This window comes from Brevibacillus sp. AY1, assembly GCF_029870785.1.
GTDB lineage: Bacteria > Bacillota > Bacilli > Brevibacillales > Brevibacillaceae > Brevibacillus > Brevibacillus invocatus.
The window spans coordinates 150,121-175,558 of sequence record NZ_JAFLPN010000004.1 but is presented as its reverse complement, the minus strand read 5'-3'; the positions used below and the strand labels follow the sequence as shown (position 1 = coordinate 175,558).

General features: G+C 49.7%; 25 protein-coding genes and 1 other annotated feature. All 25 genes read left to right on the top strand.

Annotated elements, in window-relative coordinates; genetic code table 11:
• Positions 1–65 precede the first annotated feature (65 nt).
• Positions 66–1,544 (top strand): UDP-N-acetylmuramoyl-L-alanyl-D-glutamate--2,6-diaminopimelate ligase, encoded by a 1,479-nt coding sequence (locus JZI27_RS06650; RefSeq protein WP_251243158.1) that lies wholly within the window; start codon positions 66–68, stop codon positions 1,542–1,544.
• Positions 1,545–1,588: 44 nt separating this feature from the next.
• Entirely contained in the window at positions 1,589–2,560 is a 972-nt protein-coding gene (gene mraY, locus JZI27_RS06645; protein WP_122907676.1) for a phospho-N-acetylmuramoyl-pentapeptide-transferase, read from the top strand.
• On the top strand, positions 2,557–3,921 hold the full coding sequence (murD, locus tag JZI27_RS06640) for a UDP-N-acetylmuramoyl-L-alanine--D-glutamate ligase (RefSeq protein WP_251243159.1): 1,365 nt from the start codon (positions 2,557–2,559) through the stop codon (positions 3,919–3,921). The genes mraY and murD overlap by 4 nt, the downstream gene beginning before the upstream one ends.
• Positions 3,922–3,991: 70 nt before the next feature.
• Positions 3,992–5,086: a stage V sporulation protein E gene (gene spoVE / locus JZI27_RS06635; protein WP_251243160.1), complete on the top strand. Its 1,095-nt coding sequence runs from the start codon at positions 3,992–3,994 to the stop codon at positions 5,084–5,086.
• A gap of 128 nt (positions 5,087–5,214) precedes the next feature.
• The gene (murG, locus tag JZI27_RS06630) at positions 5,215–6,318 is read left to right on the top strand and encodes an undecaprenyldiphospho-muramoylpentapeptide beta-N-acetylglucosaminyltransferase (protein WP_280207101.1); all 1,104 of its coding nucleotides are present in this window, start codon (positions 5,215–5,217) and stop codon (positions 6,316–6,318) included.
• A gap of 103 nt (positions 6,319–6,421) precedes the next feature.
• Complete coding sequence (murB, locus tag JZI27_RS06625) at positions 6,422–7,327, top strand: UDP-N-acetylmuramate dehydrogenase (RefSeq protein WP_251243161.1); 906 nt, start codon at positions 6,422–6,424, stop codon at positions 7,325–7,327.
• Between the two features lie 15 nt (positions 7,328–7,342).
• Positions 7,343–8,599, top strand: a complete 1,257-nt coding sequence (gene murA / locus JZI27_RS06620) for a UDP-N-acetylglucosamine 1-carboxyvinyltransferase (protein ID WP_122907672.1) — start codon at positions 7,343–7,345, stop codon at positions 8,597–8,599.
• Between the two features lie 138 nt (positions 8,600–8,737).
• Positions 8,738–9,532 carry a cell division protein FtsQ/DivIB gene (locus tag JZI27_RS06615; RefSeq protein ID WP_280207100.1) on the top strand — a complete coding sequence of 265 codons (795 nt, stop codon included), beginning with the start codon at positions 8,738–8,740 and terminating at the stop codon, positions 9,530–9,532.
• Positions 9,533–9,558: 26 nt separating this feature from the next.
• Entirely contained in the window at positions 9,559–10,269 is a 711-nt protein-coding gene (locus tag JZI27_RS06610; RefSeq protein WP_280207099.1) for a DUF881 domain-containing protein, read from the top strand.
• Between the two features lie 19 nt (positions 10,270–10,288).
• Positions 10,289–11,032, top strand: a complete 744-nt coding sequence (locus JZI27_RS06605) for a DUF881 domain-containing protein (protein ID WP_122907669.1) — start codon at positions 10,289–10,291, stop codon at positions 11,030–11,032.
• Positions 11,033–11,034: 2 nt separating this feature from the next.
• Complete coding sequence (locus JZI27_RS06600; protein ID WP_122907668.1) at positions 11,035–11,382, top strand: small basic family protein; 348 nt, start codon at positions 11,035–11,037, stop codon at positions 11,380–11,382.
• 140 nt (positions 11,383–11,522) lie between these two features.
• A complete protein-coding gene (gene ftsA, locus JZI27_RS06595) occupies positions 11,523–12,776 on the top strand; it encodes a cell division protein FtsA (RefSeq protein WP_251243162.1) in 1,254 nt (417 codons plus the stop codon).
• Between the two features lie 267 nt (positions 12,777–13,043).
• Entirely contained in the window at positions 13,044–14,195 is a 1,152-nt protein-coding gene (ftsZ, locus tag JZI27_RS06590; RefSeq protein ID WP_280207098.1) for a cell division protein FtsZ, read from the top strand.
• A 340-nt stretch (positions 14,196–14,535) separates the two neighbouring features.
• Positions 14,536–15,498 (top strand): sigma-E processing peptidase SpoIIGA, encoded by a 963-nt coding sequence (gene spoIIGA, locus JZI27_RS06585; protein WP_280207097.1) that lies wholly within the window; start codon positions 14,536–14,538, stop codon positions 15,496–15,498.
• Between the two features lie 2 nt (positions 15,499–15,500).
• Entirely contained in the window at positions 15,501–16,223 is a 723-nt protein-coding gene (gene sigE, locus JZI27_RS06580) for an RNA polymerase sporulation sigma factor SigE (RefSeq protein ID WP_122907664.1), read from the top strand.
• 147 nt (positions 16,224–16,370) lie between these two features.
• A complete protein-coding gene (gene sigG, locus JZI27_RS06575) occupies positions 16,371–17,150 on the top strand; it encodes an RNA polymerase sporulation sigma factor SigG (RefSeq protein WP_092267774.1) in 780 nt (259 codons plus the stop codon).
• A gap of 159 nt (positions 17,151–17,309) precedes the next feature.
• A complete protein-coding gene (locus tag JZI27_RS06570) occupies positions 17,310–17,594 on the top strand; it encodes a YlmC/YmxH family sporulation protein (protein WP_122907663.1) in 285 nt (94 codons plus the stop codon).
• Positions 17,595–17,672: 78 nt separating this feature from the next.
• Positions 17,673–18,497 (top strand): peptidoglycan editing factor PgeF, encoded by an 825-nt coding sequence (gene pgeF / locus JZI27_RS06565; protein ID WP_280207096.1) that lies wholly within the window; start codon positions 17,673–17,675, stop codon positions 18,495–18,497.
• 21 nt (positions 18,498–18,518) lie between these two features.
• The gene (locus JZI27_RS06560; protein WP_251243165.1) at positions 18,519–19,217 is read left to right on the top strand and encodes a YggS family pyridoxal phosphate-dependent enzyme; all 699 of its coding nucleotides are present in this window, start codon (positions 18,519–18,521) and stop codon (positions 19,215–19,217) included.
• Positions 19,218–19,266: 49 nt separating this feature from the next.
• Entirely contained in the window at positions 19,267–19,686 is a 420-nt protein-coding gene (locus tag JZI27_RS06555; RefSeq protein WP_251243166.1) for a cell division protein SepF, read from the top strand.
• 29 nt (positions 19,687–19,715) lie between these two features.
• The gene (locus JZI27_RS06550) at positions 19,716–19,976 is read left to right on the top strand and encodes a YggT family protein (RefSeq protein ID WP_122907659.1); all 261 of its coding nucleotides are present in this window, start codon (positions 19,716–19,718) and stop codon (positions 19,974–19,976) included.
• Between the two features lie 12 nt (positions 19,977–19,988).
• Positions 19,989–20,762, top strand: coding sequence for a YlmH family RNA-binding protein (locus tag JZI27_RS06545; RefSeq protein WP_280207095.1), 774 nt, complete (start codon positions 19,989–19,991; stop codon positions 20,760–20,762).
• A 107-nt stretch (positions 20,763–20,869) separates the two neighbouring features.
• Positions 20,870–21,355: a DivIVA domain-containing protein gene (locus JZI27_RS06540; RefSeq protein WP_122907657.1), complete on the top strand. Its 486-nt coding sequence runs from the start codon at positions 20,870–20,872 to the stop codon at positions 21,353–21,355.
• A gap of 57 nt (positions 21,356–21,412) precedes the next feature.
• Positions 21,413–21,687, top strand: a binding site (T-box leader).
• A gap of 48 nt (positions 21,688–21,735) precedes the next feature.
• Entirely contained in the window at positions 21,736–24,522 is a 2,787-nt protein-coding gene (gene ileS, locus JZI27_RS06535; protein ID WP_122907656.1) for an isoleucine--tRNA ligase, read from the top strand.
• A 143-nt stretch (positions 24,523–24,665) separates the two neighbouring features.
• Positions 24,666–25,427, top strand: coding sequence for a TraR/DksA C4-type zinc finger protein (locus tag JZI27_RS06530; protein ID WP_481752798.1), 762 nt, complete (start codon positions 24,666–24,668; stop codon positions 25,425–25,427).
• Positions 25,428–25,438: the final 11 nt, after the last annotated feature.

The following is a 25,438-nucleotide window of genomic DNA, read 5'->3' as shown; positions in this document are numbered from 1 at the left end:
CACCTCCGTTCTTTGCAAAAAACACGAGATTTCTGTCTATACTAATGAAAAATGGGGTGCCTGTTATGTTGTTACGAGATCTGCTTTCGCCTCTGTTGCAGAAGAAGGTAAACGGAGATGACAGCATAGAAATAACGGGTTTGACAGCAGACTCGCGCCAGGTAAAGCCCGGTTTCTTGTTTATTTGTTTGACAGGATATACGGTGGATGGCCATTCCTTTGCCGCCAAAGCCGTCGAGTTGGGAGCAGTTGCCGTCCTAACACAGCGGGAGCTTGAGGTTGATGCTACGTTGGTTCAGGTAGGGGATACACGGCGAGCGATGGCCATTTTGGCTGACCGCTTTTTTGGTTCGCCTACGCGTGAATTGAAACTGATCGGCGTAACCGGAACGAACGGCAAGACGACTACAACACACCTGATAGACAAGATTTTGCGCGATCAAAAGAAACAGACAGGGTTGATCGGGACGATCCATATGCGGATCGGCGATGTGAGTGAAGAAGTAAAAAACACGACACCCGATGTTATTGACTTGCAAAGCAGCTTTCGCCGCATGCGCGATATCGAGACGGATTATGCGATCATCGAAGTATCCTCCCATGCGCTGGAACAAGGCCGAGTACGTGGCTGCAATGTACATACTGCTGTATTTACCAATTTGACGCAGGATCATCTTGACTACCACAAGACGATGGAAAACTATCGCTTCGCCAAATCGCTTCTTTTTTCCCAGCTCGGTAATGGCTATGAATGGGATAGCATGAAAACAGCTGTGCTCAACGCCGATGACGAAGCTTCCCAGCTGTTCGCGACGGTTACACCAGCTCGAGTGATCACGTACGGAATCGATCAGCCGGCTGATGTGTTTGCAACAGACATCGAAATCACTGGCAAAGGAACTTCTTTTACAGCTCATACGTTTGCAGGCAGCATCGGGTTACAATTGAAAATGGCGGGGAAATTCAATGTCTACAATGCCCTGGCAGCAATAGCAGCGACGCTTGTGGAAGGAGTGCCGTTGGAGGACATCAAAGCGAGTCTGGAATCGATTCCAGGTGTGAATGGACGCTTTGAAGCCGTGGAAGCCGGGCAGCCATTTACTGTGCTGGTGGACTACTCCCACACACCTGACAGTCTGGAAAACGCGCTTAAGACCGTCAAGGAATTTGCCAAAGGAAGAGTCGTTTGCATCGTAGGCTGCGGTGGTGACCGCGACCGGAGCAAACGCCCGATTATGGCTCAGATTGCAACAAAGTACGCGGATAAAAGCGTCTTAACATCTGATAACCCCAGATCTGAGGACCCGCAAGCCATCCTGGACGACATGCTGGCTGGCCTGGAAGGTGTAGACAAGAGCCGCTATACGACGCAGGTAGACCGGCGTGAAGCAATCTTCCACGCCATAGCGGAAGCTCTGCCTGATGATGTGATCCTGATCGCCGGAAAAGGGCATGAGACGTATCAAATCATAAAAGATCAAGTACTGTCGTTCGACGACCGCGAAGTAGCACGGGAAGCAATCGCTCAGTACAACCACGAATAGAGATGGATGCAATTGAATAGCATCGAAAGAAAGGAGGGTCGGGCATGTTCGCTGACAACGTACTCATCGTCACGATCGTCGCCGCGTTTCTCATCGCCGTACTCATTGGTCCCTTATTCATCCCATTTCTTCGCCGCCTGAAATTTGGGCAGGCGATCCGGGAGGAAGGGCCGCAGTCTCATAAAAAGAAAGCAGGAACGCCCACAATGGGTGGAACCATCATTCTCTTGGCACTTATTTTTACTGTGTTGAAGTTTGCGAATTCCTCCGTGGAAGTAACCTTTCTTTTGCTGGTGACGCTTGGGTACGGATTGATCGGATTCCTGGATGACTTTATCAAGATCAGAAAAAAACACAACCTGGGATTGACCGCCAAACAAAAATTTGCGGGGCAGATATTGCTCGGTATTGCTGCATATGCGTTGTTGATCGTGATGGGTCATGACACTTCGCTGCACCTGCCTGGTACCCCGTGGAAGCTGGAACTTGGCTATTTTTACTTTCCATTCCTGCTGTTTTTACTTGTTGGGACGACCAATGCCGTCAATCTCACAGACGGCCTAGACGGACTGTTGGCTGGAACAGGAGCCATCGCATTCGGTGCTTATGCGATTATTGCCTGGTTCGGACAGAACTACGACACGGCTATCTTCAGTGCGGCTGTCGTCGGTGGAGTCCTTGGTTTTCTCGTCTTCAATGCTCATCCGGCTAGAGTGTTCATGGGGGATACTGGCTCGCTCGCACTAGGCGGAGCCTTGGCAGGGATCGCCATCATGACCAAGACAGAGCTGCTTTTGGCCATCATCGGCGGCGTGTTTGTCGTAGAAACACTCTCTGTCATACTACAGGTGGTTTCATTCAAGACAAGAGGAAAACGCATTTTCCGAATGAGTCCGCTCCACCACCATTTTGAATTGACGGGTTGGTCGGAATGGCGTGTTGTGGTCACGTTCTGGCTGGTGGGTATTTTCTTCGCTGGTCTGGGCGTATATCTTGAGGTGGTGACAATCAAATGAATGACTATCGAGATCAACACGTTGTTGTTCTAGGGATGGCCAAAAGCGGTGTAGCAGTGGCAAAACTGTTGCACCGCTTTGGTGCTCATGTCGTCGTAAACGATCAAAAGCCAAGAGAAGAAGCAAGCGGCGCAGACGAGCTGGAAGAGCTGGGAATCACCGTTATCTGCGGATATCATCCGGATGATTTGATTCATCCAGGGATATCCCTTGTGGTCAAAAACCCCGGCATCCCTTATGAGGCGGCTCCAGTGGCCAAGGCGATGGGGCTAGGGATTCCGATCATTACAGAAGTGGAGCTCGCCTACCAAATCGCGAAGGCACCCATTATTGGAATTACCGGCTCCAACGGAAAGACTACGACCACCACGCTCGTCGGGCTGATCATGAAAGAGGCCAGAATTGAAGCGATGATTGGCGGTAATATTGGCACAGTGCTGTGCGGTTTAGCTGAGACCGCTACAGCTGACCAGTGGCTGGTAGCTGAGTTGAGCAGCTTTCAATTGGCGGGAACGGCAAGCTTTCGTCCACGAATTGGTGTTCTGATGAATCTGTACCCTGCTCACCTTGACTATCATCATTCCATCGATGCCTACTTAGAAGCGAAAATGAACATGTTTGCCAATCAAACGGCAGACGATATCGCCATACTCCCACTCGATCAGCCGGAGCTGTTGCCGCGGTTTGCTGAGCTTGCGGCTCGCAAATTCTATTTCAGCAAGCATCAGCAGGTGGAACAGGGAACCTATATACATAACGGCATGATTGTCTACGCGGACGGAAAGGGAAACCGAGAAGAGATCGTCGCGGTTGGGGAGATCACGGTTCCGCATGTGGACAATGCACTGGCCGCAGCGTTAATCACGATACTGGCAGGCGCGGACAAGCAATCAGTCGCCAGCGTATTGACGACCTTCTCAGGTGTCGAGCATCGCATGGAATACGTCGCAAGCATTGATGGGGTCAAGTACTTTAACGATTCCAAAGCAACGAATCCAGAAGCGGCTTCCCGTGCTTTGCAAGCGTGCAAGGAGCCGATTGTTTGGATCTGTGGAGGACTGGATAGAGGTGTGGACTTCAAGGAGCTGATTCCTTTTATCCAGGGTCGGGTAAAGGCGGTCGTTGCTCTGGGGCAGACGGCTGAAATCTTGTTGAAGCGGGCTGAAGAAGCAGGGATTAAGGAACGAATCCATGTCGATACTGTGGAGAAAGCCGTTCTGACTGCTTCTCAATTAGCGAATTCGGGTGATGTAGTGTTGCTAAGCCCGGCTTGCGCAAGCTGGGACATGTTTCCTTCCTTCGAAGCGAGGGGGAGCATGTTTAAGGACGGCGTGCATAGACTTAAAACAAGCCTAGCATAACGTCCCACAGCATCCTATAAAAAGACCAATCAGAGAATCGGGACGGCATGAGAAAGGATGACCTGCTATCATGAGCAAGGTACGCTCAGCTCCCGACTTCGTAATTATTTTTGCAACACTTTTTTTATTGGGAATTGGCATTGTGATGGTTTACAGCGCCAGTGCCATCGTGGCGCAGAAGCCGCCGTTTTCCGATCCGTACTTTTTTGCCAAGCGGCAGCTGATCTTTGCCCTGCTCGGCATTACTTCCATGTACATCACCATGAATATCGACTATTGGGTGTGGAAGCAGTGGGCCAAGCCTGGGTATTTAGTGAGCATCGGGCTTCTGGTGCTCGTCCTGTTGATCGGGATTGAAGTAAATGGATCGAAAAGCTGGCTTGGATTTGGGGCGTTTGGTATTCAGCCCGGGGAATTCGCCAAGCTGGGGGTCGTAGCCTTCCTGGCAAGGTGGCTATCTGACAATCAAAAACAAATCGTCTTGTTTCGCAAGGGGTTGGCTCCGGCACTGGGGATTCCCTTGGCATGCTTTGCCTTGATCATGCTCCAGCCCGATCTGGGTACAGGGACGGTTTTGATGGGAACAGCCGTCGTGATGATTTTTGCCGCAGGGGCGAGAATCAGCCACTTCGCTGCGCTGGGTATGCTTGGTGTCGTCGGTTTTATCGGCCTCGTCATCTCTGCGCCCTACCGAATCAAGCGCATTACCTCCTTTGTTGATCCCTGGTCTGATCCGCTAGGTGCGGGCTATCAGATCATTCAATCGCTCTACGCGATCGGCCCAGGCGGTCTCCTGGGCTTGGGTCTCGGACAGAGCAGGCAAAAGCACTTGTATCTGCCGGAGCCGTATAATGACTTTATCTTCTCAATCGTCGCCGAAGAGCTGGGCTTCATCGGTGGAACGCTGGTCCTGCTGCTGTTTTTGCTCCTCTTGTGGAGAGGGATGCGTACGGCAGTTACGGCTCCAGATCTGTTTGGAAGCCTGCTTGCCCTAGGCATTATTGGCATGATTGCCATCCAGGTTGTGATTAACATCGGCGTTGTGACTGGCATGTTTCCGGTGACCGGGATTACGCTGCCATTTTTAAGCTATGGGGGTTCTTCCCTGACACTGATGCTCACGGGGGTAGGGGTATTGTTGAACATATCCCGTTTTTCCAGGTAGCCATTCTCCGTTCGAGGTCCGTTCTGTAGAGGGACCTCGATTTGGAGGGTAGTCATTCATCCTGTATCGCGTTACAATTCATAGTTGGAAATGACTGAATCGATGCAGGAAAAAAGGGTGTGAATGTGATGCGTGTCGTCTTAACAGGCGGTGGTACAGGAGGACATATTTATCCGGCACTTGCGGTGGCGAGAGAAATTTCCCGCCAGTCTCCGCAAGCTGCCTTTTTGTATATTGGGAGTAAAAAAGGATTGGAGGCACAGATAGTTCCACGGGAAGGCATTCCCTTTCAATCGGTTGAGATCAGTGGCTTGAAACGAAAGCTGAGCCTCGACAACCTGAAAACCTTGTGGAATTTTTTGAGTGCAGTCTCTGAATCCAAAAGAATGCTCAAAGAGTTCAAGCCGGATGTCGTTATTGGAACCGGTGGCTATGTCTGTGGTCCGGTCGTGTATGCAGCAGCCAAGCTGGGGATTCCTACGATGATTCATGAACAGAACGTCGTACCGGGCTTGACCAACAAGTTCCTTGCGCGTTCTGTGACCAAAGTGGCTGTCTGCTTCGAAGAATCGCTTGCCTTATTCCCGGCTGCCAAGACCGTACTGACCGGAAACCCACGTGCAACGGAAGTCATGCACGGAAATAAACAAGCAGGAAGAAGTTTTTTGGGCGTGGATGAGGACAAGCGGATTGTACTGATTTTCGGTGGCAGTCGTGGCGCGAGAGCGATTAATGAAGCGGTGCTCTCTATTGTGGAACAGCTAGGGGAGCTGAATCGGACTCATATCGTCTACGTGACAGGAGAAGTTCACTTCAAGACGATTTCGGAAGTGCTGGAAAAAAGGGGACCTGTGCCACGCAACATGACCGTGCTCCCATTCGTCCATAATATGCCGGATGTTTTAGCAGCAACGCATATCCTGGTGGGGCGTGCAGGTGCTTCCACACTGGCGGAAATTACGGCGTTAGGGGTACCGGCTATTTTGATACCGTCCCCCTATGTGACCAATAATCATCAGGAAAAAAACGCGCGCGGTTTGGAGCGGGCAGGAGCTGCACGTGTACTTGTAGAACGGGAATTGACCGGAGAAAGCTTACTGGTGCTCCTGACAGAGCTGCTTGATGACCAGAAATCATGGGAAGAGATGCAGAAGGGTTCGCTTGCATTGGGAATGCCAGATGCAGCGACAAAGATCGTTCGCCAACTCCAGGAAATCGTCCGTCAAAAATGATCGGATGGGCGATTGTCACGCCAATCTGGGCGATCGCATAGTATGGAGCAAACACGTGATATGAACTGCGTCCGACCTAGCATGTGTATCAGGAGGTTCACGAATGAAGCAGATTGCAGAAGAATTGAAACAGGCAGGAATCGAAAAAGTGTGGACCGACGAACCTCTCGCCAATCATACGACATGGCGGATCGGGGGTCCAGCTGATTTGTTAATCCAACCCAAGGATAAAGAGTCCTTGATAAAAGTCTTGCAGATCGTCCATCGTCATGAAATTCCTTGGAGTGTAATCGGGCGCGGCTCCAACCTTCTGGTGAGGGACAGAGGGATACGAGGGGCCGTACTCAAGGTGACTGAGGGCTTGAGTCACTGTGAATTCAGGGGTGAAGAGGTGTGTGTGGGTGCCGGATATTCGATGATCCGCCTGGCGATGGAAACGGGGAAGATGGGATTAACAGGTATGGAGTTTGCGGGAGGTATTCCTGGTACTGTGGGCGGAGCCGTCTACATGAATGCTGGGGCGCATGGATCAGATCTTTCACGTATTCTCATTGAAGCCGAGATCCTCTTCGAAGACGGTGAAGTGAAAGTGTTGACCAATGAGGAAATGAACTTCAGCTATCGGACGTCTTTGTTGCAGCAACGAAAAGGAATTGTGGTAGAAGCACGCTTTCGCTTGCAACCCGGTGATCGCAAGGAGATTGCCGCTACGCTCGCCGCCAACAAGGAGCGCAGGCGTGAGACGCAGCCACTGCAGATGCCTTGTGCTGGAAGTGTATTCCGCAATCCGCCGGGAGATCATGCCGGTAGACTCATTGAAGCAGCAGGACTGAAAGGCTATCGATATGGGGGAGCTCAGGTCTCAGAGATACACGCGAACTTTATCGTCAACCGTGGTGGAGCAACGGCTACCGACGTCCTCACCTTGATAAATCACATCCGCAGCACGATCCAGACGAAATTCGGGGTCGATTTGCATCCGGAAGTGCTGGTGGTGGGCGAGGGGTAACACGGAGGTGAAAGTTTGGAGACTTTTGCGATCGAAGGCGGAAGACCTCTGTCCGGTTCGCTTCGGATCCAAGGAGCTAAGAACGCTGCGCTTCCGATACTGGCAGCAGCCGTGTTGGCGGAAGGGCAATTCTATATTTATGACGTTCCCCAACTGCGAGATATTGAAGTTATGCTGGAAATCCTATCAGCGCTAGGAGCAGATGCTAAATTAGTTGACGGCTGTGTGGATTTGGATACGACTTCTGTTTCTGTTCCGATGATACCAGATGACTTGATGGGGCAGATGCGATCTTCCATTTTTCTGGCGGGTCCTCTGCTGGCTCGTTTGGGAGAGGTAACCATCTCCAGGCCTGGTGGATGTGATATTGGGGAAAGACGCATTGATCTGCATCTGGCTGGATTGACTGCACTTGGAGCGAAGATCGAAGAATCGGAAGGCTACATTACGTTTCGAGCGAAACAGCTTCGCGGAACCAATATTTTCCTTTCCTTTCCCAGTGTAGGTGCAACCGAAAACATTATGATGGCAGCGGTTTTGGCCAAAGGGACGACTCGCATATGCAACGCTGCGAGGGAACCGGAGATTGTAGATTTGCAAAACTTCCTCAATGCGATGGGGGCGCGCATCCGCGGAGCGGGTACGGATACCATCGAGATCAATGGTGTTCCGCGGCTTCGTTCGGTCAGCTATCGGATTATTCCCGACAGGATTGTGACCGGCACCTATTTGCTGGCAGCCGGGGTAGCCCAAGGGCATATCGAGTTGACCAACACCATTCCGGAACATCTGACGGCTTTGATTGAGGTTGCGCGTAGCTGTGGTGTTGAAATCAAGACCCGCCATGATATAATGGAAATCAAATGCACCTCTCGACCTCGCGCCTACGATCGGATCATCACTTCGCCTTACCCTGGATTTCCAACTGACCTGCAGGCGCAGCTGATGGTATTCTTGTCACAGGCCAGAGGAACGAGCGTCATCAAAGAGACGATTTTTGAGGGAAGATTTAAACATGTGAATGAATTGGCGCGAATGGGCGCATCCATATACGTAGATCTGGGCTCTGCGATCATCCGAGGTGCCAATAGGCTGACGGCTACCAGCGTAGAAGCGACAGATCTTCGGGCAGGAGCAGCATTGGTCCTTGCTGGACTTACTGCTGAAGGTGTCACGACCGTGCACCAGATCCATCATATCGACCGGGGGTATGAACGGCTCGAGCAACAGCTGCACCAGCTTGGTGCCGATATTACGCGCGTGTCGATATAGGCAGGGACTTTGTTCAGCGGCATACAGCTATGCCGCTTTCCCTGTTTTTTAGATTAACAAAAATTTCCAATCGCATCGAATTGACGGCAAACGTAGGACAGGCATGCTTGCCTATTCTAAGCGAGGAAGGGTAGAACGATGGCGGTATACGACGAACGCATCCCGCAAGTCAAGCAACAACGTCCCAGAAGAAGGGGCAACCGCAAACTGGCTTTTCTGCTCGTACTGTTTTTTCTTACTGTTCTCATTGTTGTTTTTATCCAATCACCCTACAGTAAGGTGCAGCAAATCCAGGTTTTTGGAAATGATATTTATTCGGCAGAGCAAATCGTTGCGCAGTCAGGCTTGATCCGGGACATGCAGTTTATCAACGTTTGGGAAAGCAGTGTGAGAAACGCGTTGCAGCCTTTTGAAGGGATCAAGGAAGTGACACTGACCCGTTCGTTTCCAGGCGTCATCCAGATTCATGTTACAGAGCATAAGAGAGTCGCTTTCTGGAGCGGTCAGGACGGTACGAGATTTCCATTGCTGGATAATGGTTACGTGCTCAAGCAGGTAGACTTTTCAAAACGCGTGGTGGACAGGCCATTGATCAGCTCCTGGTCGGCACCTGAGCTGCTGCCCAATCTTGCCAAGTCGTTATCCCGCCTTTCACCAGCTGTACTGGGAGAGATCTCAGATATTGCACTGACACCTACTGTTTACGATAAACAGCGAGTCAGACTGTTCATGAGGGACGGAAATGAAGTGCGCAGTGTGGTCTACAAACTGGACAAGATGTTGAACTGGTATCCGGCAATCGTAAAGGAATTGCCGAGCGACTCCAAGGGAGTGCTATCGATGTTTGAACAGCCTTGGTTCGTACCGTATGGAGCAGCAGACGAGGCTATTCCGCTACAGGGGAACGAAGGACAAGCTCAAAAACCGCAGTAAGAGTAAAAGGAAAGGGACAGCCAAAAATGACACGTCGCAGCAAGTTTCAAATTTATCTTACCATCGTGACGTTTAGCACTGGATTCCTAGTCGCTACCTCGATTGAAACAACCAAGCTCATGAGAACGGAAAAGATGAACAATCAGTTGTTTCAGCAGGAGACGCAGCTGACGGACCGGATTTTGTCGGAGAAGGAACAGAACCGTCATCTGGAAAATCAGCTGATCGACTTGCAGCGTCAGGTAGGCAAGGTAGAGGAAGCGATGGCAGCGCGCAAGGAAGAGGCTGCCGACATCCTGGGCCAACTGGAAGCCGCGCGCATGCAGGCAGGGGTAGTTGCTGTAGAGGGACCAGGCATTGTCGTTACGATGCAGGATTCCCAACACGCCTCTACCAGCGCGGATATTACCAATTACATCGTGCATGAGCATGATGTTCGACTCGTCGTCAATGAGCTGCGGGCAGCTGGAGCGGAAGCAATCAGCATCAATGGACAACGGCTGGTCAGCAACTCTTCTATCCGCTGCGTCGGCCCAACAATTATTGTGAATGGTATCAAGTCGGCTGCTCCTTTCGTCGTTTCAGCGATTGGAGATCCGGGGACACTAGAAGGAGCCTTGAGCTTGCCAGGTGGAGTCCTGCAATCCCTACAGGATTTTGTACAAATCGACGTGGCCAAGCACGCGACGGTTCAATTGCCAGCTTTCGTAGGGGATGTCAAATCCAAACACTCGTAGTTGAAGGATGCGTTTAGCTATGTTGCAAAAAAGCCGTAAAATCACGTTTATTCTTGCCATTATTAGTGCTATCATAGGTGTGATGTTGACTGTGCAGCTACGCAGCAGTCTGGACCCGGTCCACAAAGAGTCGCGAAGTATTGCGGAACTGAGGGCCTCACTTCAAAAAGAGCTGGAAAAGCATAAAAATCTGCTAGCTGACATCTCCAAGTACAATCAATTGTATTACCAGTACGAGACTTCACTGAGTGAAGACGAAAGTCTGTCTGTCATGAGAGAAGAGCTGGCGCGTAACCGTAAAATGGCTGGTATGGTGGGTGTAGAGGGGCCAGGTATCGCGATCAGCATCGTAGACGTCGAGTTCGACGAAAGCATTGTGGACGAGCATATGTCTGCACCAGTAGTCGGCGGTTATTCGATTGATGACGAGGATTTGCGGTGGCTGGTCAATATCCTCTTCGCGAACGGAGCCCAAGCTGTTTCCATCAACGGACATCGCTTGATCTCCACTACTGCTATTCGCAATGTCGGGGATGTGATACAGATCGACACGAGGACCATACAGCCTCCTTATGAAATGAAAGCACTCGGAGAACCGGAAGTTCTGTTGTCAGCCTTGAAGCTGGAAGGGGTAGAGGAATACTTTCAGCTTTCCAATAAACATGTACTTGCCGAGAAGCGGGACAAGCTTATCATTCCTGCCAACAGAGAAGAACGTAGCATACGATTCATGAAACCAGTGAAAGAAAAAGGAGATTCGTAATCATGTGGCTCCCGCTCATCGGACTGATTGTCGGTCTTGTCGTCGGCTTTTTGCTGGACTGGCGTGTGCCTCAGGAGTATAGTAGCTATCTTTCCATTGCTTTATTGGCGGGATTAGATACGATCTTTGGAGGAATTCGTTCATTCCTGGAACGCACGTTCAATGTGCGCATTTTCTTGTCCGGCTTTTTCTTCAATACCTTGTTTGCGGCAGGTCTGGCTTTTATCGGTGGCTTTTTGGGAATCGATCTATACCTCGCTGCGATTGTGGCCTTCGGGGTGCGTTTGTTCAATAACCTAGCTGTAATTAGGAGAATTGTTCTATCCCGTTGGATCAATCAACAGGAATAGGGAAGGTAACTGGGAAGAAGGTCATATTTTTACAAAAATTCAAGATGAAAAAAAGGGAATGGTTATCCTGTGTGGAATAATTTATGCAGGTGTTCTCATTTTAACAAGACAGAAGACGTAGCAGGGGAGGTGTCACAGGTTTGGTAAGCAATGAACTCATCGTCAGCTTAGATATTGGAACTTCGAAAGTCCGCGTCATGATTGGCGAAGTCAACAACGGTTCCATCAACATCATCGGCGTCGGCCAGTCGCACTCAGAGGGGATTAAAAAGGGTGTGATCGTCGACATTGACCAAACCGTGCATGCCATCCGGGAAGCTGTCGACCATGCTGAGCGTATGGTTGGCGTTTCGATCGAAGAAGTGTATGTAGGAATCACGGGAAATCATATCGAGCTGCATGAAACACAAGGGGTTGTCGCTGTATCCAGCGAGGACCGTGAGATACGGGAAGAAGACATCCAGCGCGTCATCCAGGCTGCAAAAGTTGTCGCTATCCCACCGGATCGGGAGATCATTGAAGTAGTACCAAAGGAGTATATTGTCGACGGACAAGGTAGTATAAAAGACCCACGCGGTATGATCGGTGTAAGATTGGAAATGGAAGGTACCATTGTAACCGGATCCAAAACGGTTGTACATAACATCGTGCGTTGTGCACAACGTACCAATTTGCGCGTGGCGGGTATTTTTCTACAACCCCTGGCTGCTAGTACAGTCGCTCTTTCCAAGGATGACAAGAACATGGGTGTCGTCCTTGTAGATATCGGTGCTGGATCTACCACGATTGGTGTATTCGAGCAGGGTAAGTTGGCTGCCTCTACCGTAATTGGCATTGGCGGAGATCACATTACTAGCGATATTTCACTGGGATTACGTACACATACTGACGTAGCGGACCGGGTGAAGATCAAAAATGGGTGTGCCTTGATCGACGAAGCATCGGAGGATGTCAAATTCAAGGTGAACCGAATTGGCAGCGAGGTTGAAAAGCAGTTTACGCAAGTAGATTTGGCGAATATTATTGAGCCTCGTGCAGCCGAAATATTCCAACTAGTAGAGGATGCTGTCTACAAATTGGGGTATCGCGACGAAATTGCCGGAGGATATGTACTTACCGGGGGTACCGTCGCAATGCCTGGAATGTTGGAATTGGCAAAAGAAGAACTGGATGCTCCTGTTCGAATTGCCATTCCTGATTACATCGGAGTGCGCGATCCAGCCTACACCACTGGAGTAGGTTTGATTCAATACGCCTTGCAGCTGATGGAGCGTCGTAGCATTCGCACCACCCCCTCATTCAAGGGCAGCCAGAAACAAGCCGTTTCCAAGCCCAACAAAGAAGGCGGCGGCTTAATGGAAAAGGTGAAAAACTGGTTCAGTGAGTTTATTTAATCGCTCAAAATGGTAAGCAAGCGACAAGGATTTCTTGTCAGAGGGAGCTTTCTCACTGTATCGGAAAGTACAAACATCGTGCTAAGCTTCTCGATACAGCAAGAATAACCCGTCGCTCATCCTTGTTAAGCCTCGATAGAGGTTCTTCCAGTATCGGTAAGGAATACCCCGATACTGCATGATGAACTTTCCTCTATTTCGTGGTCGCACATCCTTGAAAAGCCTCAATAGGGGTTTTCTTATGTTGAATTGGGGAGGACTAGCAAGATGCTGGAATTTGATATGGATTTGGAATCCTTTGCGCGAATTAAGGTAATTGGTTGTGGCGGTGGCGGAAGCAACGCAGTAAACCGAATGATTGCAGGCGGTCTTCGTGGCGTCGAATTCATTACATTGAATACGGATGCCCAAGCACTCCAGCTGTCCAGTGCGGACATTAAATTGCAAATCGGAGAAAAACTGACTCGTGGACTTGGTGCAGGCGCAAATCCGGAAATCGGAAAAAAAGCAGCAGAAGAGAGCCGTGAGCTGATTGAAAACGCACTGCGCGGAGCGGACATGGTGTTTGTGACCGCTGGTATGGGTGGAGGTACAGGTACTGGTGCAGCCCCTGTCGTTGCGGAAATTGCCAAGGAATTGGGAGCCCTTACGGTAGGGGTAGTGACGCGACCGTTTTCATTCGAAGGCCGCAAGCGTTCCAGCCAGGGAGAACTGGGTATTGCCGCTCTGAAAGAAAAAGTGGACACCCTGATCGTCATCCCGAATGATCGTTTGCTGGAAATCGTGGATAAAAACACGCCGATGCTCGAAGCATTCCGTGAGGCAGACAACATTCTGCGTCAGGGTGTGCAGGGTATTTCGGACTTGATCGCCGTACCTGGTCTGATCAACCTCGACTTTGCTGACGTGAAAACCATCATGACAGAACGCGGTTCCGCGCTGATGGGAATTGGTGTGGGCAGTGGTGAAAGCCGTGCATCGGAAGCTGCTCGCCGTGCCATTTCCAGCCCGCTGCTCGAAACTTCGATTGATGGAGCACGCGGGGTTCTGATGAACATCACCGGTGGCACCAATCTGAGCTTGTACGAAGTAAACGAGGCAGCAGATATCGTCTCTTCGGCAGCAGATCCCGACGTAAATATGATCTTCGGTGCCGTGATTAACGAAGATTTGAAAAATGAATTGGTCGTTACTGTGATTGCTACCGGTTTTGAAGAGGCTCAGCGCCAAACGGCTGCACGCCGTCCTCAGCAACCAGCAGCTACACCGAACCGGCAAACACAAATCTCTCAAACCCCAAGCACGACACGTCCGGCGAACAAAGAGGAAGAGGACGAGAAATCGTTCTTCTCTATGAATAACCTGGATAACCTGGATATTCCGGCGTTCCTGCGTAATCGTCGTCGCAACAAGAAGTAAGAGAAAACAAATGCAAAAACCTTGTCTCCACTAGAGGCAAGGTTTTTTTGCGCTTTTAAAAAATTATCAAGACTTCAGGGTGTGCAAACAATTTTTGTCCTTCGCGTATCCTACACGTCGCTTTCATTTGAAAAAAAAACGTTCTACAAAAAATCCAAAAAAAGTCCGTCAAGAATTGACAGATTTTACATACACATTGATATATACTGCTTTTACCGGAAGAAGTATCGATACGGCGATTTTGGGAGCTAGCCATCTCAAGCGCGGTTTCTTCTGTATGTATTTGGACTCTTGCAGGCTGAGAAAGCCTTGAAGTACCGGTCGGGGGTGAGCACTCAGGGTGATTGTATATCTTGATATTATTTTACTCCTGAATATCGCGATTGATACCTTATTACTCTGGTTCACAGCGTTTTTTCGCAAAGAGCGAGTGGTCTGGTGGAGGATCATTGCGGCTTCAGTCTGTGGCTCGACGTATCTGCTTTTTTTCTTTTTTCCGTCTTTTTCCCTCATGTACCAGTGGCCAGTTAAATTGTTGTTATCCATCCTGATCCTGTGGATTGCTTTTGGGAACAAGCGTTTATGGGCATTTACCCAGAACCTGATCATTTTTTATTTTGTTGCGTTTGTGTTTGGGGGAGGCGTATTTGGTCTTCAGTATTTTTTAGCACCGCAAAATGAGATTTTAGGAGGATTGGTGGTGACACATAACGATGGCTTTGGAGTAGGGTTCAAGCCTACCTTTGTTATCCTAGTCATCGGCTTTGGACTGGTCTATGTGCTGGGAAGAAAGAGCTATCAAGCCATCCAGGAACCTCGACGAATCGAAACCTTTCTCGCTGAGGTCGTCGTCACACTGGCAGGAGAACGCGTCATTTGCAGAGGTCTGGTGGACACTGGAAACCAATTGCATGAACCGATCACGCGCATTCCTGTCATGATTATGGAGACTCGCATGCTGGCACATCTCCTGCCGCCGTCGCTTCTCCGACAAGCCGATGAAAACGGTGGAGTGTGGGAAAAGCTGGACGGATGCTGGGAAGAGCTTCCCGCCGAATGGCAGCCGCGTATTCGTTTGATTCCTTACCGTAGTGTTTCGCGTGGAATGGATTTTTTATTAGCGATCAAACCGGACTCGGTCACGATCGTGCAGGATGGCAATCGCTTTGAGACGCAGAAGGTTCTGATTGGCCTCAACCCGATCCCGTTGGCTGCAGACGGCAAATATCAGGCCATCGTACACCCCGCTATGATGGAGACCTATTCGCAAGAACCTACCCGAATTCTTGAACAGGAGGGCTAATCATGTACGTAAAACTTCGCCTACAATTGCAATTAACCTGGTACCGTTTCCTGATATGGATTGGTGCAAAAGCTGAAGAAGTCTACTATATCGGCGGGAGTGAGGCCCTACCTCCACCACTGACGCGAGAAGAGGAAGAAGTGTTGCTCGTACGTCTGCCGTCTGGCGATCCAGCCGTACGTGCCATGCTGATCGAGCGAAATTTGCGTCTGGTCGTCTACATCGCCCGGAAGTTTGAGAATACCGGAATCAACATCGAAGACCTTGTCAGTATCGGGACAATTGGATTGATCAAGGCCGTGAATACGTTTGATCCAGATAAAAACATCAAACTGGCCACCTATGCGTCCCGCTGTATCGAAAACGAAATCTTGATGTACCTGCGTCGCAACAACAAAATTCGTTCGGAGGTTTCGTTTGATGAGCCTCTGAATATCGATTGGGATGGCAATGAGCTGCTGCTATCCGATGTTTTGGGTACAGAAAATGATACGATTTACAAAAACATTGAAGACCAGGTAGATCGCAAGCTGTTGAAAAAAGCACTGGATAAGCTATCGGAGAGAGAGCGGATCATCATGGAGCTGCGCTTCGGATTAGCAGGGGAAGAGGAGAAGACACAGAAGGATGTAGCGGATCTATTGGGCATCTCCCAGTCCTACATTTCCCGACTGGAAAAGCGAATTATAAAACGGTTGCGAAAAGAATTCAACAAGATGGTCTAACGCATATTTTCCCATTCGAAGGGGATACTGTTCCTATCACCGAGCCAGATAGTGGTAACTGCCACGATCGCGTCGGCCACGCGTCAGCACGCGGCCTTTCAAGACAACCGAGTTAGGAACTTTTTCTTGCTTCGAGGAGGGAAAGACGTGACGCGCAATAAGGTAGAGATATGCGGGGTAGATACCTCCAAGCTTCCGGTACTTACCAACAAAGAGATGAGAGAATTGTTTGAGCGTCTGCAGAGCGGCGAACTGGCGGCCCGTGAAAAACTGGTCAACGGAAACTTGCGGCTGGTGCTCAGTGTGATCCAGCGGTTCAACAATCGCGGGGAGTACGTGGATGATTTGTTTCAAGTGGGCTGCATTGGTTTGATGAAAGCAATCGACAACTTTGATTTGGGGCAAAATGTGAAGTTCTCCACCTATGCAGTTCCGATGATCATTGGAGAAATTCGGCGCTATCTACGCGACAACAATCCCATTCGCGTATCCAGATCATTGCGCGACATTGCGTACAAGGCATTGCAGGTACGTGACAATTTGACCAACAAGCACTCCCGCGAGCCCACCATCACAGAGATTTCGCAGGAGCTCAACGTGGCCAAGGAAGACGTCGTATTCGCGTTGGATGCGATCCAGGACCCAGTATCGTTGTTTGAGCCGATTTATCAGGACGGCGGCGATCCGATTTACGTCATGGACCAAATCAGCGATGAAAAGAACAAGGATGTCACCTGGGTGGAGGAAATTGCGTTGCGTGAAGGGATGCAGCGTCTGGGCGATCGTGAAAAGATGATTTTGTCCATGCGCTTTTACGAGGGAAAAACCCAGATGGAAGTGGCAGAGGAGATCGGAATTTCACAAGCACAGGTATCCAGACTGGAAAAGGCAGCCATCGCGCATATGCAAAAGCACGTACAATCGTAGTGAGCGTCTATGTGAGGCATACCCGACGGATTTTTCGTTCGGGTTTTTTTGTTCCCCTAGCTTCAACCCAGATTTCTCATTTCATCAGGCTTGTCAACGGACATAATCCCAGGTTGTTTCATATACTAAAATAACGTAAGAAAAGTAGGTGAGGTCAGAATGGTGAAGATATCCGACTTCCAAACCAAAGAAGTGGTCAATATTTTGGACGGCAAGCGCTTGGGACAAATTTCTGATCTGGAGATTGATCTTCGCCATGGTCGGGTGGAGTCGATCGTGATCCCTGGACCGGGTAAATTCCTTGGCTTTTTTTCCTCGGGCAATGATTATGTGATTCCCTGGCGAAATATTGTTAAGATTGGCAAGGATGTCGTGCTGGTACGAATGGAGGAAACGTTGAAGGTGGAGTCGCGACATGGGGGGACGGACGAATACAGGGAGTGAGGGAGAAAGGCGTCAGACAGCCTTTCTTTTCTTTTGGGCTATGGTATGATAAGCCATATGAGGAAGGTGAAAAAGCGGATGAGAGAGCCATTTGTTCGGGTTGAGGATAAACCTTTTTTACAATTGCTGGAATGGGAGCGAAGCCATCCAGGTTTGGTAGCTGGATTTACAATTCGGACAGGCGGAGCGAGCGAATTGCCGTTCGAATCTTTCAATATGGGATTGCATGTAGGAGACAATGCGGGACACGTGGTGGCCAACCGGCGTCAGCTGGCCGCTCAGCTGGATATGCCGTTCGATGTTTGGACCTGTGCGGATCAGGTACATGGGCATCAGGTTTGCCGGGTCATGGCAGGTGGAGCGGGAAAAGAAAGCTTGGACGATGTGATCAAAGCAACGGACGGCTTGTATACAACCGAGAAAAACGTGCTTTTGACGTCCTTTTATGCTGATTGTGTTCCCTTATACTTCTTGGATCCTGTATCCGGAGCAGTTGGTTTGGCACATGCTGGTTGGAAAGGGACCGTTCAGCGTATTGCCGAGGAAATGGTTCAATCGCTTTCACAATCCTGCAAGTCAAAACCGGAGGATCTGCTGGTAGCTTTGGGACCATCGATTGGCGGTTGTTGCTACGAGGTGGATGAACGGATTATGGAACAAGTACGTAAGAGTGTTGAGCAATGGGAGAAGGCTGTGACACCAGCTGAAAAGGAAGATCGCTGGATGCTCGATTTACGCATCCTAAATCAGCTCATATTGGTGGATGCAGGCGTGAATTCTGCACATATTTCATCTGCAGATTGGTGTACAAGCTGCAGGACTGACCTGTTTTTTTCTCATCGCAAAGAAGCGGGAAGCAAAGGAACGACGGGCCGCATGGCTTCCTATATAGGCTGGAAATAGGAAAAGGAGTGGAGTTGCAGCATGCATGCAGAACAGGAAGTATTGAAGGAACGACTGGAACAGATCGAGAAGAGAATCCAGGCTGCTTGCGATAGATCGAACCGCAAGCGTGAAGAGGTAAAAATCATCGCAGTCACCAAATACGTAGAGGCAGATACGATTGGCAATCTGCTAGCAGTAGGAGTCGAGGATATTGGCGAGAACCGGCTGCAGGATGCATTGCCTAAGTTCGAGAAGTATGGGGACAAAGGCATCTGGCATTTTATCGGACACCTGCAAACGAACAAAGCAAAAGAAGTGGTCGGACGTTTTGCCTATGTTCATTCGCTGGATCGCGTGTCCTTGGCGCAGGAGCTAAATAAAAGGGGAGAAATGCTGAATCAGGTCGTTTCTTGCTTTTTGCAGATCAATATATCCGGAGAAGAGACAAAATTTGGGCTTAGTCCTGATGACGTATTGGCTTTTTTGCAGGAAACCAGTAATATGAAACATATAAAGATTGTTGGATTAATGACGATGGCGCCTGTTGTCGATAATCAAGAGGAAGCCCGTAACGTATTTCGCGGGCTTGCAGAATGGAAGGAACGCATCAATGATCGAGGCTTTCCTCACGCAGAAGTCACGGAGCTCTCCATGGGCATGTCCAGCGATTTTGAAGTGGCAATTGAAGAGGGAGCTACATATATCCGACTGGGTTCCGTATTGGTCAAGCCGGAGTAAAGCACGTATCAAACACATAGCGATCAAGAGATAGAAAGGAGGAAGGAAGATGGGAGTCATGAACAAACTGATGGGGTTCTTGGGATTGGACAACGAAGAGTACATAGAAGAAACCGTAGAGGAGCAACGAGAAGAACAGGATTCTTCCACCAAGCGTCAGCCTGCGGGACGTGCGAATAATGTAGTACCGTTTCAGGCTCGGGAAAAGGAGGGGATTCGCTTGATCCTCTGTGAACCCCGTCATTATAGCGATGCACAGGATATTGCAGATAACCTGCGTCATCGCCGTCCAGTAGTAGTGAACCTGCATCGCGTGGAGAAAGACCAGGCGAAACGGATCATCGACTTTTTGAGCGGTACAGTCTATGCATTGAACGGTGACATTCAAAAAGTAGGGGATACGATATTTGTTTGTACGCCTGACCATGTAGATATTCAAGGTACGATTTCCAGTGTTATTGAAGAGTAACAATCAACGACGAAAAAAAGGGTGAGCAAATGGGTTACTTCTTTACCATTCTAGATTTCGCTTTTACCGTATATCAGTACATGATCATCGCCTACATCCTGATGTCTTGGGTTCCACAAATGAGAGACACAGGAATCGGTCAACTGCTCGAACGTTTGGTAGAGCCGTACCTGGCGCCGTTTCGCCGATTTATTCCACCACTCGGATTTATTGATATCTCGCCGATCGTAGCGTTGATTGCTTTGCGTTTTGCGCATTACGGATTGGTTTCCATCCTGATTAAATTGTAGGCAGGATACGTCATGAGTGTATTTGACCATTTTTCAAAAGAAGAACGTCCTTTTGTTGAGCGGGCGCTGGAAATGCTGACGCAAGTAGAGCGTAAGCAGGCCATGCGCCTTACTGATTTTGTCGATCCCAGGCAAATGATGATCTATCAAAGCCTTACTTCCCAAGTACAGGATGTGCGTGTCTCGCCATTTGGTGGCTATGAGGGAGCTGAGCGTGTGCGTATCTTGCTTCATCCCGATTATCTCCCTGTGGAAAAGGAAGATTACGGACTGGCCTTGCTGCACATTGTAGCGGATCAACGCTTTCATGCACTCGAACACCGGGACGTGATGGGAGCCTTGCTGCATGTTGGGCTCAAGAGAGAAAAGTTTGGGGATATGCTAGTGAATGAAGAAGGCTGCTATGCCATCGTGGCGGAAGAAGTAGCAGACTTTGTTTGTTCCCAAGTATCTCAGATTCACCGAACCTCTGTCTCATTCGAGCGATTGTCATGGGATGCATTTACCCCACCGGGTCCTCGTTTCAAGGAAAAGACGATTACGGTAGCGTCTCCTCGGACGGATGCTGTGATTGGAGAGGTATACAACCTGTCCCGGGCCAAAGCACTTGTTCCGCTTCGGGCCGGAAAGGTAAAGGTAAACTGGAGAGTGATGGAGGATCCCTCCTTTCCGCTTCAGACAGGCGACATGGTCTCGTTTGCTGGCTATGGACGATTCAAGATTTTCGAAATATCAGGTACCACCCGGAGCGGTAGACTTCGCATGATTGTAGGGCTGGTTACATAAGATGAGAAAAAACGAAAAATGCTAAAAAAATGTAAGATCGTAAAGGAAATGCTGCAACTCTTGTCGAAATAATGTTCAACGATTATCGGGAAAAGTGGGGGGTTCATGTGCCTTTAACGCCGCTAGACATACACAATAAAGAATTCAGTACAGGCTTTCGTGGATATAATATCGACGAAGTGAATGAATTTTTGGATCAGGTCATTAAGGACTTTGAACTTCTGATCAAGGAAAAAAAGGAAATGGAAGAACGTATCGCGATCTTGAATGAGCGAGTGGACCACTACAAAGGATTGGAAGAAAACCTGAGCAAGTCCATTCTTGTCGCACAGGAAACAGCAGAAGACGTCAAATCAAACGCACGCAAGGAAGCTCAGCTGATCCTCAAGGAAGCGGAGAAAAACGCAGATCGGATCGTCAATGAAGCCTTGGCGAAATCTCGCAAGATTGCCATAGAGATCGAAGAGTTGAAAAAACGCGCCTCCGTATACCGGATGCGTTTTCGAACACTCTTGGAAGCACAGCTGGAAATGCTGGAGCACGGAGCTTGGGATGATATCGAGCAGGCAGATTCCGCAGTAGTCGTTGAATAAAAGATTGACGACTGGTCCATGATGGGACTATAATGAAAGACAACTTTTTGATATTTTTACGTGACGATGATCGGGACGAGTACGTAAAGAAGCGCTGCCAAGAGAGTCGGGGGTCAGGTGTAAACCCGTCCAGCTGCCTTTGCGGAATATCACCCGGGAGTTCAATAGCCGAAAGCCTGTTGCACAATCAACGTAATCAGGGCAAGTAAGTGAGCGAGTCATTCCCGTTACAGAATGTTCAAGTGAAGCGAGCTTTCGTCCATGTTGTACATAGGCATAGGTGAACTCGTTTAATCAGGGTGGTACCACGGGAGTCTTCTCTCGTCCCTTACCGGGGATGAGTGAAGGCTTTTATTTATTTTATAGGAGTGAAGAAGGCTATGGATTACAGCAAAACGCTATCTTTGCCAAAAACGGATTTCCCGATGCGTGGGAATTTGCCCAATCGCGAGCCGCACATGCAAACAAATTGGGATGAACAAAGTATTTATCAAAAAGTACTGGAACGCACCAAAGGACGTCCGTCTTTTGTCTTGCACGATGGTCCTCCGTACGCCAATGGCGATATCCATATTGGGCACGCCTTGAATAAAATTCTGAAAGACTTCATCATGCGCTACAAGTCCATGGCTGGTTTTTACGCGCCGTATGTGCCAGGCTGGGACACGCATGGTCTGCCAATCGAACAAGCGATTATCAATGCGCAGGGACTGGATCGTCGCGCGATCGAGGTCAACGATTTCCGCAAGCGCTGTGAAGAGTACGCTTGGTCCTATATTGACAAACAACGTGATCAGTTCAAGCGTCTGGGTGTTCGCGGAGATTGGGAAAATCCTTACGTGACACTCCTGCCTGAGTATGAAGCCAACCAGATCCGCGTCTTCGGAGAAATGGCAAAGAAAGGCTATATCTACAAGGGCTTGCGCTGTGTATACTGGTCTCCTTCCTCGGAAACTGCCTTGGCAGATGCAGAGATCGAGTACAAAGACAAACGCTCTCCATCTATTTATGTCAGCTTCCAGGTCGTGGATGGAAAAGGTCAGCTCGATACGGAAACCGGCGTTGTTATTTGGACGACCACTCCTTGGACGCTGCCAGCCAACTTGGCTATTTCGATTCATCCAGAGCTGGAGTACAGCGTGGTAAGAGTAGCAGATCGGAAACTCCTCGTGGCTAGTGGTTTGCTGGAAGCGGTGACCAAGGAGCTCGAGTGGGAAAATGTAGAGGTCGTCTCTACTCATAAAGGAGCAGACCTGGAGGGTGTAGTCACCCAGCATCCGTTCTATGAGCGCAAATCCCCTCTGATTCTGGGTGAGCACGTCACCTTGGATGCCGGTACAGGTTGTGTTCACACAGCACCAGGTCACGGGGAAGATGACTTTGCTGTAGGACAAAAATACGAGCTTGGGGTCCTTTGCCCAGTAGACCATGAAGGGAAAATGACCAGTGAAGCTCCTGGATTCGAAGGCTTGTTCTATGAGGACGCGAATAAGGTCGTCACTGAGAAGCTGAAAGAAGCGGGTGCATTACTGAAGCTGAGCTTCTTTACTCACTCCTATCCGCATGATTGGCGCACCAAAAAGCCGGTCATCTACCGTGCTACCGAGCAATGGTTTGCTTCAATCGACGGCTTCCGTGACCAAATGCTGGAAGCGATCAAAAATGTAAAGTGGATTCCGCAATGGGGCGAAACCCGCTTGGCGAACATGATCGCAGATCGCGGCGACTGGTGCATTTCCCGTCAGCGCGTCTGGGGTGTACCTATTCCGATCTTCTATTGCAAATGCTGCAATGAACCGATCATTAACGATACGACCATTAACCATATCGCGGATATGTTCCGTAAAGAAGGTTCTTCTGTCTGGTTCGCGCGTGAAGCAAATGAGTTGGTGCCTGAAGGACTGTCCTGCCCGAAATGTGGTGCCCATGAATTCCGCAAAGAGACGGACATTATGGACGTTTGGTTCGACTCCGGTTCCAGCCATCAAGCCGTACTGCGCGAGCGTGGCATGAGCTGGCCGGCAGATATGTATCTGGAGGGCTCCGACCAATATCGTGGATGGTTCAACTCTTCCTTGTCCACGGGCGTAGCTGTATACGGCACAGCGCCTTACAAGTCCGTATTGAGCCACGGCTTTGCATTGGATGGTGAAGGACGCAAAATGTCCAAATCACTGGGTAATGTAGTCATTCCGCAGCAAGTCATCGACAAGCTGGGTGCAGATATCCTGCGTCTGTGGGTTGCATCCGTTGACTACCAATCCGACGTCCGCATTTCCGATGCGATTCTGAACCAAATCGCAGAAGTGTATCGCAAAATCCGCAACACCTTCCGTTTCCTGCTAGGCAATCTGGATGGATTTGAGCCGGCGCGGGATCGTGTTGCGTATGAGCAGCTCGGCGAATTGGATCGTTACGTGCTTGCCAAAGCAGCGCAAGTAACAAAGCGTGTGAAGAAAGCATATGACGAATATCAATTCCATACTGTCTTCCACACGGTTCACAACTTCTGTGTCATCGAACTTTCGTCGTTCTATCTGGATATTTGCAAGGACAGATTGTACGTCGAGGCACCAGACAGCAGCAAGCGCCGCGCTGCTCAAACGGTCATGTACGACTGCCTGTTGAGCCTGGTCAGACTGATCGCTCCGATTCTGCCGCACACCGCGGATGAAGTATGGAACTTTATCCCGGGCGTGGAAGTCGAAAGCGTACAATTGACGGATATGCCAGAAGCAGAAGAAAAACATCTGAGCTTCTCGGCTGAAGCATTGAGCAAGTGGGATGCCTTCATGGAAATCCGTGATGAAGTTCTCAAGGCCATGGAAGAAGCGCGCCGCAACAAGGTATTCGGTAATTCCGTTGACGCCAAGCTTGCTTTGTATCCGCAAAACGATGCAGTTGCCCAAACGCTGGCGGCGATGGAGGATCTGGCAGACCTGTTTATCGTGGCACACGTTGATCTGCACAGCCAAGATGCGGCAGCTCCAGCTGACGCTGTCCAACTGGAAGGCATCCGCGTAGTTGTAGCGGCGGCAGATGGTGTCAAGTGCGAGCGCTGCCGTGTGGTGAAGCAGGACGTTGGTTCACACTCCGCGCACCCAGCTATTTGCGGACGTTGTGCTACTGTTGTCGAAGAGCATTACGCTCATGTGCATGAAGAATAAACAAACGCTTGTTCGAGCCTGTCTTTCCCGAATGGGGAGGGACAGGTTTTTTGTTTGGAGAGAGTCCTACCACCATCGGTTATTTCCGTTGATGCCAAGACATACTACCTGTTGAGGAATCAAAAAGAAGGGTGGTGTCCGACGTGGACCGAAATAAGTTGACTAGTCTGCGTGAGAGACTGCTGGAGGAAAAAAAGGACATAGAAGAGCGGGTGCAGGAACACTACGGCTTGCGGGAACAAATGGCCACTTCTCTGCAAGAATTTGCCATGTACGATAACCATCCTGCAGATATAGGTAGCGAGCTGTTTGAACGGGAGAAGGATTTGGCCCTCGACAGCCTGGATCGCGAAACGTTGAAGGAAATCGATCAGGCTTTGACCAGAATGGAAGAAGGTACCTATGGCATTTGCACGGTTTGTGGACAACCCATTCCCGAGGAGCGCTTGGAGGCCCTACCGCATGCTCAGACCTGCAAGGAACACGCCCCAGCTCCAAACATCAATGATTCACGGCCGATTGAAGAAGAGTTTCTCCAGCCGCCTTTTGGCAGAACGTCTTTAGATGAAAAGGAAGGCCAAAACGGCTTTGATGGAGAGGATGCCTGGCAGATCGTAGAGGCGTGGGGAACCTCAAGCACACCATTTTCATTTGTTGATAACGACAAGACGGACTACAAGGAAATGTATGTGGAAAGTGATGAACCCGACGGCTTCGTAGAGGCAGTCGAGGAAATCGGCTATACAGGGATCGAGGGGTACACCGGACCTGAGAGTGTCAACTACATGCGCAGCGGAACCTATGAGGAGTACATGCGAAAAGGTGAGGGGAAGGGGAATTTTCTTCAATACGATGATTACGAGGAAGAACGTGCGGAGCGTGAAGGCCGCGATGATTTGCTGTAACTGGAGGCTAG